The sequence below is a fragment of the Neptunomonas concharum genome, from assembly GCF_008630635.1.
Classification (GTDB): domain Bacteria; phylum Pseudomonadota; class Gammaproteobacteria; order Pseudomonadales; family Balneatricaceae; genus Neptunomonas; species Neptunomonas concharum.
This window is the reverse complement of sequence record NZ_CP043869.1, coordinates 1,065,500-1,084,182: the sequence shown is the minus strand read 5'-3', so window position 1 is coordinate 1,084,182 and position 18,683 is coordinate 1,065,500. Positions and strand designations below refer to the sequence as shown.

Annotated in this window: 15 protein-coding genes; 6 read left to right on the top strand and 9 right to left on the bottom strand. The window is 45.1% G+C overall.

The genetic code is table 11. The annotated features are described in order from the left end of the window. Positions 1–99 precede the first annotated feature (99 nt). The 4 genes from F0U83_RS05070 to F0U83_RS05055 all read left to right on the top strand — a co-directional run bounded on the left by F0U83_RS05070 (position 100) and on the right by F0U83_RS05055 (position 5,022). Positions 100–1,488 carry a PhoH family protein gene (locus F0U83_RS05070; RefSeq protein ID WP_138988830.1) on the top strand — a complete coding sequence of 463 codons (1,389 nt, stop codon included), beginning with the start codon at positions 100–102 and terminating at the stop codon, positions 1,486–1,488. Positions 1,489–1,583: 95 nt separating this feature from the next. Next, positions 1,584–2,426 (top strand): sensor domain-containing diguanylate cyclase, encoded by an 843-nt coding sequence (locus F0U83_RS05065; protein ID WP_170221920.1) that lies wholly within the window; start codon positions 1,584–1,586, stop codon positions 2,424–2,426. Then, on the top strand, positions 2,419–2,700 hold the full coding sequence (gene yidD, locus F0U83_RS05060; RefSeq protein WP_420813342.1) for a membrane protein insertion efficiency factor YidD: 282 nt from the start codon (positions 2,419–2,421) through the stop codon (positions 2,698–2,700). Before F0U83_RS05065 ends, yidD begins: the two co-directional genes overlap by 8 nt. Positions 2,701–2,793: 93 nt before the next feature. Then, positions 2,794–5,022 (top strand): sodium:solute symporter family protein, encoded by a 2,229-nt coding sequence (locus F0U83_RS05055; protein WP_138988828.1) that lies wholly within the window; start codon positions 2,794–2,796, stop codon positions 5,020–5,022. 19 nt (positions 5,023–5,041) lie between these two features. On the opposite strand, the gene F0U83_RS05050 is transcribed toward F0U83_RS05055, so the two are convergent. Continuing rightward, positions 5,042–5,869, bottom strand: coding sequence for a mechanosensitive ion channel family protein (locus tag F0U83_RS05050; RefSeq protein WP_246077882.1), 828 nt, complete (start codon positions 5,867–5,869; stop codon positions 5,042–5,044). Between the two features lie 186 nt (positions 5,870–6,055). On the opposite strand from F0U83_RS05050, the gene F0U83_RS05045 reads away from it, so the two are divergent. Beyond that, entirely contained in the window at positions 6,056–6,628 is a 573-nt protein-coding gene (locus F0U83_RS05045; RefSeq protein ID WP_138988827.1) for a TIGR04211 family SH3 domain-containing protein, read from the top strand. A gap of 54 nt (positions 6,629–6,682) precedes the next feature. Here the strand turns inward: F0U83_RS05045 and F0U83_RS05040 are convergent, their stop codons facing one another. The 5 genes from F0U83_RS05040 to F0U83_RS05020 all read right to left on the bottom strand — a co-directional run bounded on the left by F0U83_RS05040 (position 6,683) and on the right by F0U83_RS05020 (position 12,866). Further along, positions 6,683–9,628, bottom strand: a complete 2,946-nt coding sequence (locus F0U83_RS05040; RefSeq protein WP_138988826.1) for a choice-of-anchor I family protein — start codon at positions 9,626–9,628, stop codon at positions 6,683–6,685. Positions 9,629–9,714: 86 nt separating this feature from the next. After that, on the bottom strand, positions 9,715–10,476 hold the full coding sequence (locus F0U83_RS05035; RefSeq protein ID WP_138988825.1) for a YiiX/YebB-like N1pC/P60 family cysteine hydrolase: 762 nt from the start codon (positions 10,474–10,476) through the stop codon (positions 9,715–9,717). A gap of 48 nt (positions 10,477–10,524) precedes the next feature. Then, a complete protein-coding gene (locus tag F0U83_RS05030) occupies positions 10,525–11,694 on the bottom strand; it encodes an MFS transporter (protein WP_211343714.1) in 1,170 nt (389 codons plus the stop codon). Positions 11,695–11,831: 137 nt separating this feature from the next. Continuing rightward, entirely contained in the window at positions 11,832–12,305 is a 474-nt protein-coding gene (locus F0U83_RS05025) for a peroxiredoxin (protein ID WP_138988824.1), read from the bottom strand. 78 nt (positions 12,306–12,383) lie between these two features. Continuing rightward, the gene (locus F0U83_RS05020; protein ID WP_246077880.1) at positions 12,384–12,866 is read right to left on the bottom strand and encodes a DUF3465 domain-containing protein; all 483 of its coding nucleotides are present in this window, start codon (positions 12,864–12,866) and stop codon (positions 12,384–12,386) included. A gap of 87 nt (positions 12,867–12,953) precedes the next feature. Here F0U83_RS05020 and F0U83_RS05015 point away from each other — a divergent pair, with 87 nt between their 5' ends. Next, positions 12,954–13,574, top strand: a complete 621-nt coding sequence (locus tag F0U83_RS05015; protein WP_138988823.1) for a DNA-J related domain-containing protein — start codon at positions 12,954–12,956, stop codon at positions 13,572–13,574. Here the strand turns inward: F0U83_RS05015 and F0U83_RS05010 are convergent. Genes F0U83_RS05010 through F0U83_RS05000 form a run of 3 tightly spaced genes read right to left on the bottom strand, consistent with a single transcriptional unit; the run spans position 13,534 to position 18,589 of the window. Then, positions 13,534–14,394 carry a DNA ligase gene (locus tag F0U83_RS05010; protein WP_138988822.1) on the bottom strand — a complete coding sequence of 287 codons (861 nt, stop codon included), beginning with the start codon at positions 14,392–14,394 and terminating at the stop codon, positions 13,534–13,536. The genes F0U83_RS05015 and F0U83_RS05010 overlap by 41 nt on opposite strands. Positions 14,395–14,424: 30 nt before the next feature. Then, a complete protein-coding gene (locus tag F0U83_RS05005) occupies positions 14,425–17,493 on the bottom strand; it encodes an efflux RND transporter permease subunit (RefSeq protein ID WP_138988821.1) in 3,069 nt (1,022 codons plus the stop codon). Between the two features lie 10 nt (positions 17,494–17,503). After that, positions 17,504–18,589, bottom strand: coding sequence for an efflux RND transporter periplasmic adaptor subunit (locus F0U83_RS05000; protein ID WP_138988820.1), 1,086 nt, complete (start codon positions 18,587–18,589; stop codon positions 17,504–17,506). Positions 18,590–18,683 lie beyond the last annotated feature (94 nt).

The following is an 18,683-nucleotide window of genomic DNA, read 5'->3' as shown; positions in this document are numbered from 1 at the left end:
TTCTCCGGTTGACCTCAAACGCTGAACATTAGACTATCATGAAAGAACAAAACTTCAGGGTTTTGGATTCTCTGCTTGGGCTGTATAAGGATAGATTCGATGAGCGCAACCAAACTATACATTCTCGATACCAACGTTCTACTGCACGACCCCCAATGCCTTTACGAATTTAAAGAGCAAGATATAACCATCCCCATGACAGTGCTGGAAGAGCTGGATGATATTAAAGACCGAAAGAAAAATGTGGCACAAGAAGCTCGGTATGCAATCCGCGCTATTGATAACATTCTCTCAACGGCCACCTCCTCCACGCAGATCACAAAAGGCGTACAAATCTTACTGCCAGGCAAAGATAGAGACGTAAAGCTTGGGAAGTTGAGTATCTTTCCGGATCACGAATTAACTAACCGCCAAGGTTTCTTACCAAACGATAAGAACAAAGACAATCAGATCATCAACTGCGCGCTCCATCTTCAATCAACAACCACCCACAGACAAGTAGTCTTAGTCACTAAAGATATCAATATGCGCCTTAAGGCGTTAGGGGCGGGTTTAGAGAAGGTAGAAGACTATCGCACGGACCAGTTAGTATCTGACTTAGATTTACTGCCTGCCGGGCATACCCATTTAGATGGCACATTCTGGGAAAATGTAGAACAGGTGAAAAGCTATCAAGAGGAGGGGCTTACCTTTCACAAGGTAGATCGTGCACTCATCCCCGACGCTTACATGAACGAATACATCTTCGACGACTCTAAAGACTTTGCCGCAAGAGTTGTGGGTATCAGTGATACCGAAATAACACTACGAGATCTCGGGTTTGATCATCTCATGCATCAAACTTGCTGGGGCATATCCCCCATCAACATTTATCAGGCTTTTGCCATGCAATCGGTGCTGGACCCCAATATCGATCTATCTATACTCAACGGTGCAGCGGGCTCGGGTAAAACACTCATCGCGCTTGCGTGTGCATTGGAAATGGTGATTGAAAACCAGCGCTACAATAAAATTATCGTTACGCGCTCTACCCCACCAGTTGCCGAAGACATAGGCTTCTTGCCAGGCACTGAAGAGGAGAAGATGACTCCTTGGATGAGCGCAATCCATGACAACCTTGAAGCAATGCATGAAAACGATGAGCGCCCTCAAAGCAGCGTTAAGTACGCAATAGAAAAAGCCAACATCCAGTTTAAGTCCCTCAACTTTATTCGCGGGCGCAGTATTCAGGACGCTATTGTTATCATTGACGAGGCACAGAATCTAACTCCCTCGCAATTAAAAACGATTATTACCCGTTCAGGTAAGGGCACAAAAATGATCTGCCTAGGCAATTTGGCGCAAATAGACTCAAATTACCTAACCCCTCTAACCTCGGGACTCACCTATATTGTCGAGCGCTTTAAAGGCTTTGAAGGGGCCGCTAATGTGCACTTTGAAGGCATCTTCCGCTCTAGGCTGGCTGAGTATGCAGAAGAGCATTTGTAAGGCCGTATATAAAATAACGGGGTTTAACCTCCCCGTTATTTTCATTCTTCCTAATACACCTTATCATGAGACACACACCAATTGACGGACGAGTTATGAGCCAGTTATCTCCTTCTGACAACTTTTCTACAGACAAACTAGCCAACAAAAGCCCTTTTGCTCTCGTGGCTCTGGATGATAACGGGCTGATTTGCTACGCCAATGAATCTGCAGGTCACGTATTTCATACGCCTCTACAGGAGCTAGTCGGTCTGTCTCTAGATAAGCTGAACCAATCCGATGATGTAATTTCCGCACTTAACCACGGTGTTCAAGCCGCAGTACAAAGCCAAAAAACACAACAAAATCGCATTCCCATTATGTGCGGTTCAGGCTTACAGTATTTTCAGATCACGTTTCAGCCTGAAAAAAACTATACCAGTCTCTACTTTCAGAATGTTTCTTCACTGGTAGATAAAGAACATTTTTTGCGTTCGCAAGCCACTCATGACGCATTGACGGGGCTATTTAATCGTCAGCAACTCTTCACAATGGGCGCGCAAGATATCGCTCGATCACGGCGCTATAAGTACCCTGTGTCATTATTGGTTATTTGCATCGACAATATTCGACAGATTAACCAGACCTACGGCTACAATATGGGTGACCATGTACTTATCAGCGTTTCACGTGTGTTACAGGAGTTACTGAGAGAATCAGACTATGTAGCTCGCTTAGATAATAAAAGTTTTGTCATAAGTTTGTTGGATGCGTCTTTGCAACAAACCGAGATCGTTGCAAAACGAGTGATGCGAGCGATTGAAGAGCAAGATATTCGCATAGCCGATACCAGCATACCTGTCGAAATCCTCTGTGGAGGCGCCCAATTTGACAGCGCACAAGACCAACTGTTTGATGATTTGTTACTAAGAGCAGAGAATAATTGCCAAAGTGATTAAGTTTATAAACAGCCTATTAAGGCGCTTACTGTTAGGGCTTATACGCTTTTACCAGTACATCATCAGCCCATTGATGGGCAGTAACTGTCGCTTTTATCCTAGCTGCTCACATTATATGTTCGAGGCAATTGAAACCCATGGCATTTTCAAGGGAGTCTGGCTCGGAACCAAACGATTATTAAAATGCCACCCGTGGCATGAAGGTGGCATAGACCCGGTACCACCCGCTTGCGGCTGCCATGAAAAAGAGACAGAAGTCAAAACAACTAAATAGAGCTATCTCCTATTGGCAAAAATAGCGCTACAATAACATCATATTGATAAAAATCTGGCCATAGGCCACCTCCAAGACTAAAAGGCAGCCCGGATGTTTTCGCCCTTAGCCGTTATTTCAACTGTCGTTATCTATATGCTTTTGCTGTTCATCATTGCGCAGCTCGTAGAAAAGCGTATTACCAAAACAGGAAGACCACTAAAAAGCCCATGGGTTTATGCCCTCTCGTTGGCGGTCTTTCATACTTCCTGGACGTTTTATGGCAGTGTTGGGTTTGCTAGTACCTCTGGGCTTCTGTTTCTCGGTATTTATGTCGGGGCCTTAATAGGGATACTTTTTTGGTGGGTCACGCTACGCAAAATGGTCTCCATAAAAGAAACTTTTCGCATTACTAGTATTGCCGACTTTATATCTACCCGCTATCGACGCTCTCAACGCATCGCAGGCCTAGTCACGCTGATCGCATTAATCGGCATTTTGCCTTATATCGCTCTGCAACTAAAAGCGATTGTCAGCTCCTTCGAAATCATCACTCATGAAGCGAGTAAACCTTGGGAATACAGCGGCTTGCTAGCAACGGTGCTCCTTACGGCTTTTACCATCATGTTTGGTGTAAGACGCCTCGACCCGACCGAACGCCACCAAGGCATGATTGTTGCCTTGGTAGTCGAGAGTGTTGTGAAATTACTCGCTTTCATCGCGGTTGGTCTGTTCGTCTGTTTTGTGATGTTTGATGGTATTCAGGATATTCACTCGCGCTTACAAGAAGCTAACCTACAACATTTAACCAGTTTTACTGCTAGTGAAAACAGCGCAAGCATGTGGGTTACACTGATTATTCTAAGCTTTGCTGGTATTTTTCTTCTACCCCGGCAGTTCCATGTTTCCGTGATTGAGAATACTGATCAGCAGCATATCAAAACGGCGATGTGGCTGTTCCCTCTCTATATGATTGCGATCAATCTTTTTGTCGTTCCGCTTGCCGCTGCTGGTTTACTAAGTGGGCTACCTAAGGAAAGTGCCGACTTTTTTGTGCTCTTGCTACCACAGCAAGCGGGTTCTGAAGCGCTAACCCTCTTTGCTTTTATTGGTGGGTTCTCCGCAGCAACAGGTATGGTGATCATCACAACGATGACCCTAGCCACCATGGTGTCTAATCATATGGTGTTGCCGATCATTGAATCCGTCCCTTCTGCGCAACCATTAAGGTCGTTTTTATTACAAATCCGCTGGGTGTTGGTTGCTTGTATCCTAGCGTGCAGTTACTGGTTTGAGCGAGAGTTTAGTGATTCCTATATTTTGGTCGCCATAGGCTTGCTTTCATTCGTTGCCATTTTGCAGTTTGCACCAGCTGTTTTTGGAGGGATGTTCTGGCAGCGAGGTAATAGCGCTGGGGCATTTGCGGGTTTATTAGCAGGTTTTTTCGTGTGGTGTTACACCCTTGCCCTGCCAACATTTATCAAACAAGGATGGTTAAATCCTGATATTTTAAGTTTAGGCCCTTGGGAAGTCAGCCTCCTTAAACCTGAAGCGCTGCTGGGGTTAGAAGGTTTAAATCCAGTGACCCATAGTGTTTTTTGGACATTACTGTTTAACACAGGATTTTATATTCTAGGCTCGTTAATCTACCACCCTCATAAAGATGAGCGCACTCTTACAACAGAGTTCATGGCGGCTCTGCACCCAGTAAATAGCAACCTTAAAGCACGCCCAACAGGCTTAGATGCTTACATCCCTCTAAACGTAAAACTTGATGAAGCACAAAATTTACTCGCTCAATATCTAACGAATGATAAAGCAAGAGAATCTGTTTATACCATCGCTGAAGATCTACAGGTGCTGGGCCAGGCTCACATTACCATTATTGAGCTGATGGAGTTTCACCGGATGTTAGAACATGTGTTGGCAGGGTCAATAGGGGCAGCCAGCGCGCATAATGCGCTTGAGCAAACTATTAAGTACTCCGAGAGAGAATCCAGTGAACTTAAGGCGCTCTATAGCCATATCATGACGGGTTTAGGCTCTCAAAGTGTAGTACAGCAAGAAGACACTGAAGAGGATATGCTACCTAATGGCTTTGGTATGATCTCTAATCTACAGTCACAAATTGATTTGCTTGAAAGTACCGTAATCGAGCAACGTAAGAGTCTTGATGCATTAGAAAGTAAACTGGAAGCTCGATATGAAGAAGTGTTTCGCTATCGCGTGGAATCACAGAGAGTTACTCAAGAAAATATCGATCTACGAGAGCAGATTGCTATTCTCACCCGTAGAGAAAGCAGTGCCAAAGAGACACCACCAAGCGCAGGCAATAAATCATAATATTGCCTGCGCCTTTTAACTAATCCTGCTTTTGTATATGTACATCCATCTGCGGGAACGGAATACTAACATTCGCTTCATCAAAACGTAGCTTCACTTTTTCTGTTGTATCCCATAGGACCTTCCAGTAATCCTCAGTCTTAACCCAAGGGCGTACAATAAAGTTGACACTACTATCAGCAAGCTCGGATACAGCAATCACTGGTTCAGGCTCTGCTAAAATACGAGGATCTTCCGAGATAATCGTCTGTAATAGTGCTTTTACCTGCAGTAAGTCAGCGTCATACCCAACTCCAAACACCATATCAACCCGGCGAGTCGAACGCTTAGAATAGTTCGTAATAACACCACCGTAGATAGGGCCATTGGGCACTATCACCTCTCGGTTGTCGCCGGTGCGCATGACGGTACTGAAAATTGTGATACTTTCAACAACGCCAGTTACACCACCTGCTTCAACAAAGTCGCCTTCCCTAAAGGGCCTAAATACTACCAGCAGAACACCCGCTGCGAAGTTTTTCAAAGAATCCTGTAACGATAGACCTATCGCTAAACCGGCCGCACCCACAATGGCAATCAGGGAGGAGGTATCCACGCCCAATTGATCTAATGATGCAACAATGACAAATAGCAACAACAGAGCATACATAATGGAGGTGACAAAATTCACCAACATATTGTCCATACGTGTCTTTCGTAATAGACGCTCTACAACTCGAGTAATGATCCCAATAATCATTCGCCCGATAATAAAAACAACGAATGCTAGCGCAATGTTGATAGCCCAAGGCACAACATAATCATTTTGTAGTCCTTCAAGAAATTTTGGATCAAGAAACTTTTCCACTTAGGCACTCCTCCTGCTGCAAACGGTGTAACATTACACCCCCACATGAAAACAACGCGTAAGCATACATTTAGAGGGAACTAATTCAATGCTTTTTAATCTCACAACGTGGAAATGGTTTATAACTGGCGCTTATCAGAGGAATCCGTACAATGCACACCTCATGACAGAAGGACTCTCTGAAGAATGAAAAAGTTTTTACTCGCCTCTGCGATATTGTTATCGACAGCACCTGTTTTCGCTGAAAAAGGACACATAGCTGATGATGTCTTTGTCTTTATCCATGGCGGACCTAGTAACCAGTACCGAATTACAGGTAGGGTCAGAAGTGGTTCTTCCATCGATATCTTGAAGAAGAGCGGAGATGGAAAATTTGTCCAAATCAGAACGACATCCGGAAAAACCGGCTGGGTAGACGCTAATAATGTTAGCAGCGGAGCCAGCATGCAGATTCGGTTACCAAAGCTTGAGTCTGAACTAAATGAAAGCCAATCACTGGTGACCGAACAATCGTCTGAAATCGAAAACCTTCGCAGTGAACTAGAAACCTATCGAACTGAAAACAGCACTTATTCTGGTCAGCTATCAAAACTACAGACGGAAATAAAAGACCTCAATCGTCAAATTGATAATATGGATGAGAGTAACTTAATGCGCTGGTTTACCTATGGCGGTTTAGTCGCTATTGGCGGTGTTTTTTTAGGTTTACTCGTGCCTTATCTCCCGAAAAAGAAAAAGCGTCGAGATGAATGGTTGTAATGTCTGTTTATGTTCAATCTTAAGCGCCCTTATGGGCGCTTAAGCGTATAGTAATTACTGATCTATCTGATACACCGTCGTGGTCCCAGATACTTCATTAGAGACTACCAACAATGGTTTGCCCGTAGGGCTAACGTCCTTGGCAATAAACTTCATCCCCTCAGGCCCTATATCTCCTTTCTCTGAAGCACGGTTTATATTTTCTACATAGTCAATAAACTGAACACCATAAGGGTCAGTAACATCATAGATCATAATACCATTGGTCCGTTCTAACCCTACAAATGCGTAAGTACGGTTATTAATAACGCCTACGGTCAGCGCTTCGGGTTCCGCTCCCTTGTCATCGCTTCGTTTATCTCCACCATTAAAGTCCTTACCTAAACGCCCTGCGGTTATACGACCGATATCTGAGTGGCTATCAAACAGCTGCTTCCCCTCTTGCCAGATAGAAAAAGAGCGCGCACCGTAGTTGTGAATAATATCGATGTCGCCATCTTGGTCTGTATCTCCTGTCTCGGTTGTCACCTTGAGTCGGCCGATCAGTTCGCTATCTTGAGCAGCAGCGAATTGTGGGTTGGTAGCATCTAACTTGTTATCATCGACCAAATCTTCAGCGCGTTGCTCTTCTGAAAAGCCTGAATAGTCTCGCGCATCACCCTCATTCGCACTCAACACAAGGGGTTTTCCACGGTAGTCCATCGTTGCAATGGTATCCGGCTGGTACATACCAACAACACCGGGGTATCGTGAAAAATTCACTGCGCCATCTTTATCGCTGGCATCGATGGCATTGACAGACAAACCGTAGTCTTTTACTCCAAAAGGGTGAATCGCTATAACACGCTGATTATTAAGATCTATTTCGGCAAGTGCATTATTCTCCTGTAAGGCCACATAGGCGCGGCTACTATCAGACGAAATCGCAATATACTCCGGCTCAAGATCTTGAGCTACGCTTGCATTAGGCCCAAATATACGTACCTGACTCGATAGCTCCCCATGACGGGACTGCCCAACATTAAAGTCTACAAAGCTAACTGTTTTAGCAGACATGGCCGGCTGTCCATTGATAATAGGAATAATCGATATTGATCCCTCTGGGTCGTTTGTGTAGTCATCATTTGGCTCCGCTTCATTGGCAACAACAGCCATAGAGCCATCTGGGGTAAACGCGACCATGTCAGGTAACGCACCCACTTCGACCGTTTTCATAAAGCGCGCTGTGTTTCCACTAAGATCATAGAAGGCTACAAAACCATTTGCTTGTTTGTCCTCAGCTTCTACTGCAATGGCTAATAGATCCCCATGAACTGAAACACTATTTGCAGCACCTAATGCGAGGCTCGATGCATCAGCCGATATGTCTAAAGTAGACACTAAGGGTAGGTCATTAAGCTGAGTTGGATCGACAGCAACAGCAGTCGTTGATATACCCGAAAGATCGAGTACATCTATTTTTTTATTATTTGCATTCACCACAAATAAGCGCTGACTTCCCACATGATAGTCCACGATTTCTGCGGCACTTTCATCATAGACACCGCTATCATAGCGACCCACAACGCTCAATTTTATAGGCGTTGGTAAATCGCCTTCCGTTAAACGCTCTCCAATCGGCAATATAGTAATTTGTGAGCCAGCACCCGCTATACCGAAGTCGTTATCATTAATCATCAATAGATGCGTTTTATCTAAAAGCGCCAACCCTTCTACTTTATCTGAAAGCTGAGAACCTTCTGGCATATCCGTTAGGGAGTTAAAAACCAGATGTTTAGTGACCGGCCTTGCACCTACAGTGGCAAGATCAAAGACCTCTTCAAGTGTTTTGCGCTGGTCGCTTTCATTGACAGAGACAGTATCGTAGCTAACCGCCTGCCCCATAATATTATCCGCCCCCTGCAAACTAATTCGATAGAGTTTGGTGGTTTTAGAGATACGCTCCAACACCACCAGATCATCATCCCCTACGGCTAGCATCTCAGATACTTTTACATCCGACAGCTTCGTAGAAACATCACCTGTGCCATCGGGAGACGCAAACGTCTGTGGCCAATCCATCTCATAACTCCACTCCCCTAGCTGGTCTCCTAGTGACCCGTCACCATTTAGCGCATATTTTAAGACTCTCAAATGACGGGAGTTTTTATACGCATCGGCATTTGGATTAGCTAATGGGCTTTGCATCGCGAAGTAAAGCGCATCCTCATTGGGAGATATCGCTAAAGACTCTATACCACGGTTGAGTTTACGATGCTTGAGCACCTCAGGTAGCCTTCCTACTACAGGATAACCAGCATCATCGACAATATCGGCTGTAACAGAGGCGGGTACGACTCTAGACAACACCTGACCCGTTTTACTCACATGTACTAATGAAGGGCCATACTCTTCGGCAATCCAGAAAGATCCATTTTTTAACTTAACGAGCGCTTCAGGATCTAACCCACCATTATCATATGCCAGAGCCTCACCCTTCATAGAGAAGCCACCTTCCGTATCGGTAGCAACCAAATTGTTTGTAAGCCCTGTAACCATTGAACCATCAGTTCTAGATAGTGGAATTTTATTTAAAATAGATGCCGAATAGTTTCCGGGGGTTCCTGTCAGCTCCCACTTAACAATCGTTGGGGCAAAATCAGTCACCGGGAAAATTTTGCCTGAACTATTGCCTGCTCCACAAAGGTCTTCAATTTTGAGGATCTTTAATGAACTACCACAAGGGATATTAGGGCCGCGGTCAGTAATCGTATAAAAGATGTTTGATGGGTCATCAGGATGATGAAATGCACCACTACCAAAACCTATCGATAGGGGTAACTGAGCAGTCCCTTGGCCAGGGATCTCATAAGTCACCGTCTCAAGCGGCTCGTCTATATCAAGCTGTAAAACCTTTCCTTCAGGCAAGCTAAACGAAAAACCTGATTTGTCATTCGAGTTGCAGCCAGCGAGAAGTGCAGCTGACACCGATAACACCATTAATTTTTGCGGGAAATTCATATAGCCTCCGAAAGCCTTCAAGTAAAGAAATTGTCGGAGTGTATCGACTATATATGTCAGTTAAGGGTATTTTTTATGACCAGCGCTTATTCCTTATCTAATGGGTCTCCCCAGCAAATGATATTGTGGTAATCAAAAGGGCGTTCGAGCATCGGTTTGATCACTTTAAAATAGGGGGAGACATCAAAATCTCGCGGTGTAAACAAGCTTGGGTGGCGACTAAACAGCATTCGCTCCCGCTTACCAATAGACTCCCCATACAGAACCGAGGGTAATATTGGGTAGTGAACTGACTGAAAACCTTCTGCGATTAAAGACGAGCAAATAGCACGAGTTGGATCCCCACTACCCAGCTGTAGTAGTTTGCGTCGCCATCGTGTTGGTATAGGGGGCGTTGGAAAAAGATATCGGGCTAAGTCGATGATATTTTTACGATCATACTGATGGCCTAAGCGAGATAGTAGATAGCTTATCATCGTGTCAATTTCTTGCTCAGATAAACCAACGGGACGACAAATCCTTGTATGCTGATCGAAGTAGGTACTCAGAGGAATCGCCCTAACTCCCTCCACCAAATCGGCCTCCACCAGCGTCCTTGCTTCTTTCTTTTGATCTAATGGGTCTAACGTATCGCCGATATACAATGCTGCGTGCGACCAAGTGGATTGTGTAAGGTATTTTATCGCGGTACTAACTCGACTCGTTCCCTCAACTAAGAGTACATCCCCTTTTTTGATGGCACCTGCCAGCCGCTCTGGCGAACTGGTCGCAACGCCACTCAGCTCGTTTCTGGGAGCCGACAGATAGTCCGATAAGGCTGTACCCAAACTATCCAACGCCCACCGCATATATAATCCTCAATACTAACCTTTTAAAAGTATAGTCATTGTTGTTGCTTATTGAGACAAGGTGCCACTTACCAACCTTCTCATCGACCAAAGGCCAACCACCGGCCCTATCAACAAAATCCACGCCACGTAACCTTGGATCAACGGATATAACAAGGTTGTTAGCGAAATCGACAGTATGGTCATAAAAAAACCTATGCTATTCATCAGCGCTAAAGCACTCCCTAAATACTCCTTAGGGCAGCTATCCGCTGCAAGCGCCGAATACTGAGCAGAATCTGCAATGACTGTCAGCCCCCATAACAGTAAGACGAACATAATTACCCAGAAGGGAGCACCCTCAATCAAAGGCCAAATAAAGCACATCAAACCAGAGATAAATAAACAGACAAAAGCTGTACGGGCACTACCCCACTCACGACTCATCGCACCCGCAACCAGACACCCAGGTAGTCCAACAGCAACCACAATAAAGGCAAGCCAAGGTATCCAACTCAATGGGAGTTCAGTCGTGTTCAACACGCCCGTAATGATAATAGGCACCAGTGTCCAAAATGCATACAACTCCCAACAATGACCAAAATAGGCGATCGCAGCGGCTCTAAATTGTGGAATACGATAGGCCTGCCAAACAGCTCCTTTCAACAGTCGGCCTGAACAAGTAGGAATAAACTCACCATCTCCAAGCTTATAAACCATAAAAGCGGCGACGGTAGCCAGAAATGAAGCCGCAAAAACCACCCAACGCCAGTCAAAACCAAAAGCAACGCCCTGCATCAAATGCGGCAAACTTGTGCCCAAGGTTAGCATTCCCACTAACCAACCTAAGGCATAACCTGTTTTATGCGGAACCCAACTAACCACAAGCTTCATACCTAGTGGATAAACACCCGCCAATGCAAACCCAGTTAAAAACCGCCAAACAAGCGCTGCAAAAAAACTACCTTCGGCAAGAATAAATAAACCATTAAACACCGCACCAAGTAACGCGCTGCACGCAAAGACATAACTGGCGCGAAAGCGATCAGCAACGCCACTAAAAGCAACCACTAGCGTGCCTGCAATAAATCCTAACTGCACAGTACTGGTTAGAAAACCCAACTGCTCTATGGATAAACCCCAATCTTGAATTAACCCGCTAGAGACTCCATTAGGCGTAAACCAGAGCGACGTACCCAATAATTGTGCTACTACAATAATCACTAAGGGATGATTCAAAAGCCCTTTCCTTTAAAGCAAGAGGTTTTATTTCATGGCCATTCGTTTAACAGTAAACTAAATAAAAAATCCCCGTCAAATGACGAGGACTTTTTTAATTCACCAGCACGCCGTTATACGACTATCATAACTAGCATCTACAGTGCGGCAAGCACAGCTTCTGCTTTACTGACTTCAAACTGCTTTGGCGCTTCTATATACAATTGCTTGATAACCCCATCCTCAATCACCATTGCGTAACGCTGAGAACGCAAACCACCGAAATCGCCGGTTTCCATTTCAAGACCGATAGCTTTTGTGAAAGCGCCTCCACCATCTGCCAACATAGTAATCGCGTCAGCGTTTTGTTGCTCCCCCCATGCCCGCATGACAAAGGCATCATTAACGGATAGGCACGCAATCAAATCAACACCTTTCGCTTTAATATCATCCGCTAAAACAACGTAGCCTGGCAGGTGATGAGCAGAACAGGTTGGTGTAAAAGCCCCCGGTACAGCAAACAGGACGACTTTTTTACCTGCGAACAGTTCAGCTGCCGGTAGTGTTTCCTGACCGCCCTGCGTTACAACGGTTAAAGGAGCATCGGGTATTGTGTTTCCAAGTTCGATCATGATCTTCTCCACAAAGTGAAGCTATCAGTTTAATCAGATTTGAGGGAAACAAACAGATATAAATAACAGGGTTTTTACTTACTCATATCGTCTACCGTTATGCTCAAGCCAACCACCGGGGTGTCGCTTTGCAGGGTCGTGATGCGTCCAATGAACAACGCCACCCTTTTCATTCCATTCATACTCCCCTTTAAACTTCAGCCTATCGCCTTTTTTCAGGCTGTTTATACGGGGAGCCAAGTCGATATTGTGGGCAATTAAGATGGTTTGTCCGGAAGCTAGCTTTAGCAAGATTCTCTGGTGCCTTGAGCCTTTGTTATCATCCGGCAGCAGCTTAATCACGCTACCTGAATCTTCTACCATCAGGTCACTGGTCTTCTCTCGGAATGCCTTTTCTAGACGTCCGGAGGATTGTTCATCATTATAGGTGAGCGTTTTATCAGCTACTTGGTCATTACCGGATAAGACTACACCGTCACCTCGATACTCATTAACAACCCATATGAGACCAATAACGATTATCAGCAAAAGACGCAACTTTGGACTAAGATTTACTTTCACACCGGTTCCTTTTTTACATTCACCTTAATTTTATCGAGCTTAATAACATTGATCGGATGAATAAAGCCTGATTGCTAGGAAACTAACATGTCCGACCCTTTCGTAGCCCTCATACTCAAAACCCTCCAGGATCAGCCACAAGGGTTTAGTGAGTATGAATTGATTAAAATTTTTGAGTCTCACGGTTTGTTTGCTGATCAGAATAACTTATCCGACTCCGACCTTGCCCTCTTTCAAAAGCATTTTCTCACCATGAATGCACTTTATCGGCTACAACAAACCCTATGGCAAGAGGAGCAAGTCCTGCTTTCAATATCCCCGCTTAGTATCTCTATTGAAAAGTGCGATGAAAACACATTCAATTCGAATACAGAAATGTTTCCTGCAGAAATCAGCGCAGCAGCACTGCGTAATTACTATCTAGATACGCGTGAATTTGAGAGCACCCAAGCCGAAGAGGTACAAACAATGCTGCGGCAGTTTTGGGCACGGTTCTACTGTATAGATAAGCGACTTGAGGCACTTAAAAGGCTCGAAATCGATATTGATAATCCCACGCCGTCTATTATTAAACAGCAGTATAAAAAACAAGCAACACGACACCATCCCGACAAAGGAGGATCACCCGAAGCGTTTATTGCCATTCGGGAAGCTTACGAGTGCTTAATCACTCTTCAGGGCGAAGCCGTTCAAACCGGGCAAACCTAGGTAGCCCATTACGGGTAAGTCCATTGTAACGGTAGGTAATTTGCGAGCCTATCGCCGGTGGAGTCTTACGTTGCTCATCAGTAAAGCCTGAACCAACCTTAAAACGTACACCGTTAGCACTTTCCACTAGCAGAGCCCCCATCATACCTCGGTATTTCCCTTTTCCTTCGAGTATTTCGATTACGGTAGCTTCTGCATCCTCATAACCTTTAAGTTTCAACAGGGCTGTGCCCCTACCAGGAAGGTAAAGTGCGTCTTCTTTATAGAGCATGACACCCTCAGCTCCTTGCTTTTGCCACAACTGCCAATCTCGTTGGAGCTGCAAATCAGAAGTAAAGGGCTTCACGTTGACCGCACGAATAAAAGGTACATTAATCCGTGTAACCGTCTGGTCTAAGAATTGCTTTCTCGTTTTGTAATCACCAGGATAATGCGGTAGGTCGAATAACCAGAAGGTTACATCTCTCCAATTTTCATCGTTAGGTTCGTTTGTTCGAACAATACCTGACACCCTCTCAAACTGACCCCGCCCTATCCATAGCTCTCCTTCCACAGCAATCTCAGGTAATGCGCTTAAAAACCAAGCAGGTGCGTGAATAGGCTTGCCCGTTCGCGTCATTAGTTTACGGCCATCCCAGTAACCACGAACACCATCCAACTTTTCAGTGTAAAGGTAGTGAGAGAGATCAATGGTTTCCCGTTTCTCATCAAGGCTTGATGCTTGCTGCAAGTTAGGATCGGACGAAACACCAATAGCAACGGTAGGGGCGCAGAACAGAGAAAGAGCCAGCGATGCCAGCCCTAGGTTGTGGGTCTTCATAATTACCATCCTTGGTAAAAAATTATGACCTTATTCTGAAGGATTTAACCGGACCCTGTAAAGTAGAGCAAATAGGACGGGCACAACAAACAGGGTAAGGATCGTAGCGAAACCCAAACCATACATAATCGTAACGGCCATCGGTTCGAAAAAAACGTCTGATAACAATGGCAGCATTCCCAGAATCGTTGTGATAGCAGCCATCGTAACCGGCCTCACACGACTGACCGACGCATCACGAATCGCATCAATCCAAGCATAGCCATCTTCCTCTTCCAAACGCTTTATCTCCTCCACCAGCACAATACCGTTCTTAATCTGCATGCCAACCAAACTAAGGACAGCCAGTAGCGCTGTAAAACTAAAGGGAGCTCCCATAAGGATCAACCCCCACGTTACGCCAATGATAGCGAGAGGCACCGTCAACCAAACGGCTAACGTTTGTCTCATAGAGTTGAACATAAATACGGTTATAACGAACATCACCAGTATGCCTAGCGGAAAAGGTGTAAACACCGCCCTATTGGCTTTTTGCTGTGCCTCAAATTCTCCCCCCCATTTAATCTCATATCCTACAGGCAGGGATAACATTTCCACTTTGGGCTTCAAACGGTTTAATAACTCCGCCGCTGTCGTTTCTGTAGCGGGATTAGGATCTGCCATAACCGTCAATGTTCGCTTACGGTCACGCCTTTTAATCAGAGGGTCTTCCCAATCGATTTCAATAAACTTAACAACTTGACCGATATTGACGTAGGTTCGCCGTGCGGAACTGTATACCTGAAGATTTTTGAGGGACTCAACGCCTTGTTGCTCCGACGCAGGAGCCTGCAACACAATAGGCAACAAATCAGAACCATCGCGATACAAACCAATAGGAAGACCGTTAACGTGCATTTTGATTGCCTGATTCAGGTCTGCCTCACTGATACCCAAACGCCGTCCTTCTGCTTCATCATAAACCGGTCGCAACAATTTAGTTCGCTGACGCCAGTCCTGATCGACATTAGTGGCCGTCGGTTCATTATCAAAAATATCCATCACTTGAGCGGCTAGCGCTCTGAGTGTGTCGGGGTCTGAACCTATGATTCTGGCTTCTATCTTAGCCTTTGTAGTAGGGCCAATAGATACGCGGGTAAACTTCGCAAAGGCCTGAGGGTATTGCTCTTTCAACAGTGTATTAATTTTACCAACCGTCGGTTCCAGATGCTCATAGCTGTCCGTTTGCACAATAATCTGAGCATAACTGGAAAAGTTATGTTCAGGTGCGTAAGTCAACATAAAGCGCTCTGCTCCCTGTCCTATGGTGCTGGTAACCTGCTCAATATGATCCAGTTCAAGAATTTGCTTCTCCAACCGTTTGATATCAGTTTCGGTGGCCCGAATATCACTGCCTTCTGCCAACCAGTAATCTACCAGTACAATGGGTAAAGAAGTTGACGGAAAGAACCCTTGCTTCACATATTTAAACCCATAAAGAGAGACACATAGTATCGCAACCATCAATACCACCGTGGACCACCTAAACCTCAAGGCCACATCTAATGCCTGTCTATAAAGACGGTAAATCACCCCGCTATATGGATCCTCACTCGGTAAGTCATTCTCCTTTGTATGAGTCTTTTCTCTAAATAACAGATAACAAAAGAACGGCGTCACCGTAATGGCAAGGAACCAACTCAAAAGCAGAGAAAAAAACAAAACCCAAAACAAACTACTGGTAAACTCCCCACTGGCATCAGGAGAAAGACCTATCGGGGCAAAAGCAGCAATCGCGATAATGGTTGCACCCAGCAGTGGCCAACTGGTGTTTTGAACAATTTTACGAACGGCCTCCAAGCGTGTCATACCACGCTGCATACCAATGATAGCCCCTTCGGTAATCACAATAGCATTGTCCACCAGCATGCCCAACGCGATAATCAGCGCGCCTAGAGAAATGCGGTGCAATTCAATGCCATAGATACGCATTAAAATAAAAGTCCCTAAGATCGTCAGTAATAAAACACCACTCATCAAAATACCCGGCCGGGTTCCCATAGAGATGAGCAGAACGATTACTACAATAGCGACGGCTTGCCCTAGGCTGACCAGAAAATCATTCACCGATGCCTCAACCCTCTCGGGCTGATTGTAGATAAAATCAATCTGCATCCCGATTGGGCGGCTGTATTCCAATGCTTGCAAACGAGACTGTACTGCTTGTCCAACCTCAACGACATTTACTCCCGCCGCAAAAGAGAGATTCAGCGTTAGCGCAAAATCACCGTTGTAGCGATATAAGTGAAGTGGAGGATCAACGTAATCTTTACGGATTGTAGCAACATCTGTTAGATGAACTAATTCACCGTTGGCTTCACCTAATAATAAGCCACCCAGACCTTGGCTAATTTGCGAATAGTTCAGTGCACTGATACGAATATATTCACTACCGGCTCGGATTCTGCCCGCATCGCTAACAAGATTATGAGTACTAAGCACTTGCTGTAGCGCAGCCACAGAGAAACCCGTAGCGGCTAACTTCGCTCGATCAATCTCTATGATAATCTGCTCTTGACGGCTCCCTCCTACAGTAACTTTGCCAACGCCTGGCAATAACACCAACTCCCTGCGAAGAAAGTCAGCATAATCTTCCAACTGTTCGTAGTTATATCCTTGCCCACTGAGCGCCATGAACATACCGTAAACATCACTGAAATCATCGATAATCTGTGGCGATGAACTTCCTGGCGGTAAGGTTGCTGCAATATCATTAACTTTACGGCGCATTTCATCCCAGATTTGAGCAAGATCTTTCTTTCGATAAGTGCTCTTCATTTCCACTTGTATTTGAGAAAAACCAGCACTCGATGTAGAAACAATCTCTTCAACATACGGCAACTGTTGGATAGCATTTTCCAATACGAGCGTCACCTCCTCTTCTACCTCTTGAGGGGATGCTCCCGGATACGCCGTGTTGATCAAGGCCTCTTTAATAGTGAATGCTGGATCTTCGAGCCTTCCTAACCCTAAAAAAGAGAATATTCCCCCACCAATGAGCAATGCGACAACTAACCAAGTCACCGTTTTGTGACGAATACCATACTCAGCCAAGTTCATGACAAGCGCCTCACAATCCGCGTTCTTTATTAATTGCTCTTACCTTTTGTCCCTCTTTCACGTAGGCAACACCCGCACTGATAATAGGCGTAGCATCATCCAAGCCTTTAATGATCGCTCGATCTTCCATTATTTTCAGGAGCGTAATCTCAGTCCTCGTCGCTTGCATTTGATCAGTAACTCGCCAGACGAAACTTTTACCCTGTGTTTCAAACACAGACTCAATAGGCACACTGACAGCACCGGAGATACCCTCGGCTAATAAGAAATTCCCCATATCAACCTCGATACTGGCAGACATTCCCGGAAAGATTGGGAACTTAGCCTCACGAGACATACTAAACACAACTCGGTAGGTACGCGTTAAGGGGTCAGGAACGGAGTCATGCTTTTTGTAGCAAGCATTAAATTCACTGTCTGGTTGACTATCGAAGCGCACCACACCACAGATACTACTAGCATCAATATCAGGATTGATATGAGTTAACAGCGTTTCAGGAATACTAAAACGAATATCAACACTCTCTTGACCTTGCAGTTCAATAATGGGGGCCTGCGCTTGTACAGCCTGAAAATTCTCAATATCAACTTTCGCAATAACGCCATCGAACGGAGCGATCAACCGAGAGTAGCGCAAATTATCCTGAGCAGCCGATAAGGCAGCACGCGCCGCCTTAAGATTAGCACTAGCCTCATCTAAACGAGTCTGACTTGCGTATTGTTTCGCAATTAACGCTTTTATTTGGTCGTACTGTACTTTGGCGAGTTGATACCTTGCCTGACGATCATCAACCACTGTTTTAAAATCGGTTTGGTCTAACTGAGCCAATAACGCCCCTTCCTTCACTATATCCCCGGCTTTCACAGGTAGGGCTTGTAACTGACCCGATACACGAAAGGCCAGTGCAGAGTGACGCGACGCTTCAATGGTTGCTGGCAAAGTCCGTCGTGTCGTGGGAGCTACCGATATCGCCAAATCGATTTGTGCAGGTCTGATAACTTCAGCATCCACAGCTGCAGGCTCTACCGGCTGATCACAACCACTCAAAAAACCAGTAGACACCACTAGCAGTACAAGAAACAAAGCTTTTTTCATTGCTCATCACCAACAAACATTCATGAACGTATGTTTATTATACGTAAATAGCGGCCTCTATAAAGGATATTTATATGAAATATTTACTCACATA

What these genes read in the sequence shown, in the direction of transcription:
- F0U83_RS05070 (WP_138988830.1), top strand. Translation starts at nt 100, where the DNA reads ATGAGCGCAACCAAACTATACATTCTCGATACCAACGTTCTACTGCAC.
- F0U83_RS05065 (WP_170221920.1), top strand. Translation starts at nt 1,584, where the DNA reads ATGAGCCAGTTATCTCCTTCTGACAACTTTTCTACAGACAAACTAGCC.
- F0U83_RS05055 (WP_138988828.1), top strand. Translation starts at nt 2,794, where the DNA reads ATGTTTTCGCCCTTAGCCGTTATTTCAACTGTCGTTATCTATATGCTT.
- F0U83_RS05045 (WP_138988827.1), top strand. Translation starts at nt 6,056, where the DNA reads ATGAAAAAGTTTTTACTCGCCTCTGCGATATTGTTATCGACAGCACCT.
- F0U83_RS05040 (WP_138988826.1), bottom strand. Translation starts at nt 9,628, where the DNA reads ATGAATTTCCCGCAAAAATTAATGGTGTTATCGGTGTCAGCTGCACTT.
- F0U83_RS05035 (WP_138988825.1), bottom strand. Translation starts at nt 10,476, where the DNA reads ATGCGGTGGGCGTTGGATAGTTTGGGTACAGCCTTATCGGACTATCTG.
- F0U83_RS05025 (WP_138988824.1), bottom strand. Translation starts at nt 12,305, where the DNA reads ATGATCGAACTTGGAAACACAATACCCGATGCTCCTTTAACCGTTGTA.
- F0U83_RS05015 (WP_138988823.1), top strand. Translation starts at nt 12,954, where the DNA reads ATGTCCGACCCTTTCGTAGCCCTCATACTCAAAACCCTCCAGGATCAG.
- F0U83_RS05010 (WP_138988822.1), bottom strand. Translation starts at nt 14,394, where the DNA reads ATGAAGACCCACAACCTAGGGCTGGCATCGCTGGCTCTTTCTCTGTTC.
- F0U83_RS05005 (WP_138988821.1), bottom strand. Translation starts at nt 17,493, where the DNA reads ATGAACTTGGCTGAGTATGGTATTCGTCACAAAACGGTGACTTGGTTA.
- F0U83_RS05000 (WP_138988820.1), bottom strand. Translation starts at nt 18,589, where the DNA reads ATGAAAAAAGCTTTGTTTCTTGTACTGCTAGTGGTGTCTACTGGTTTT.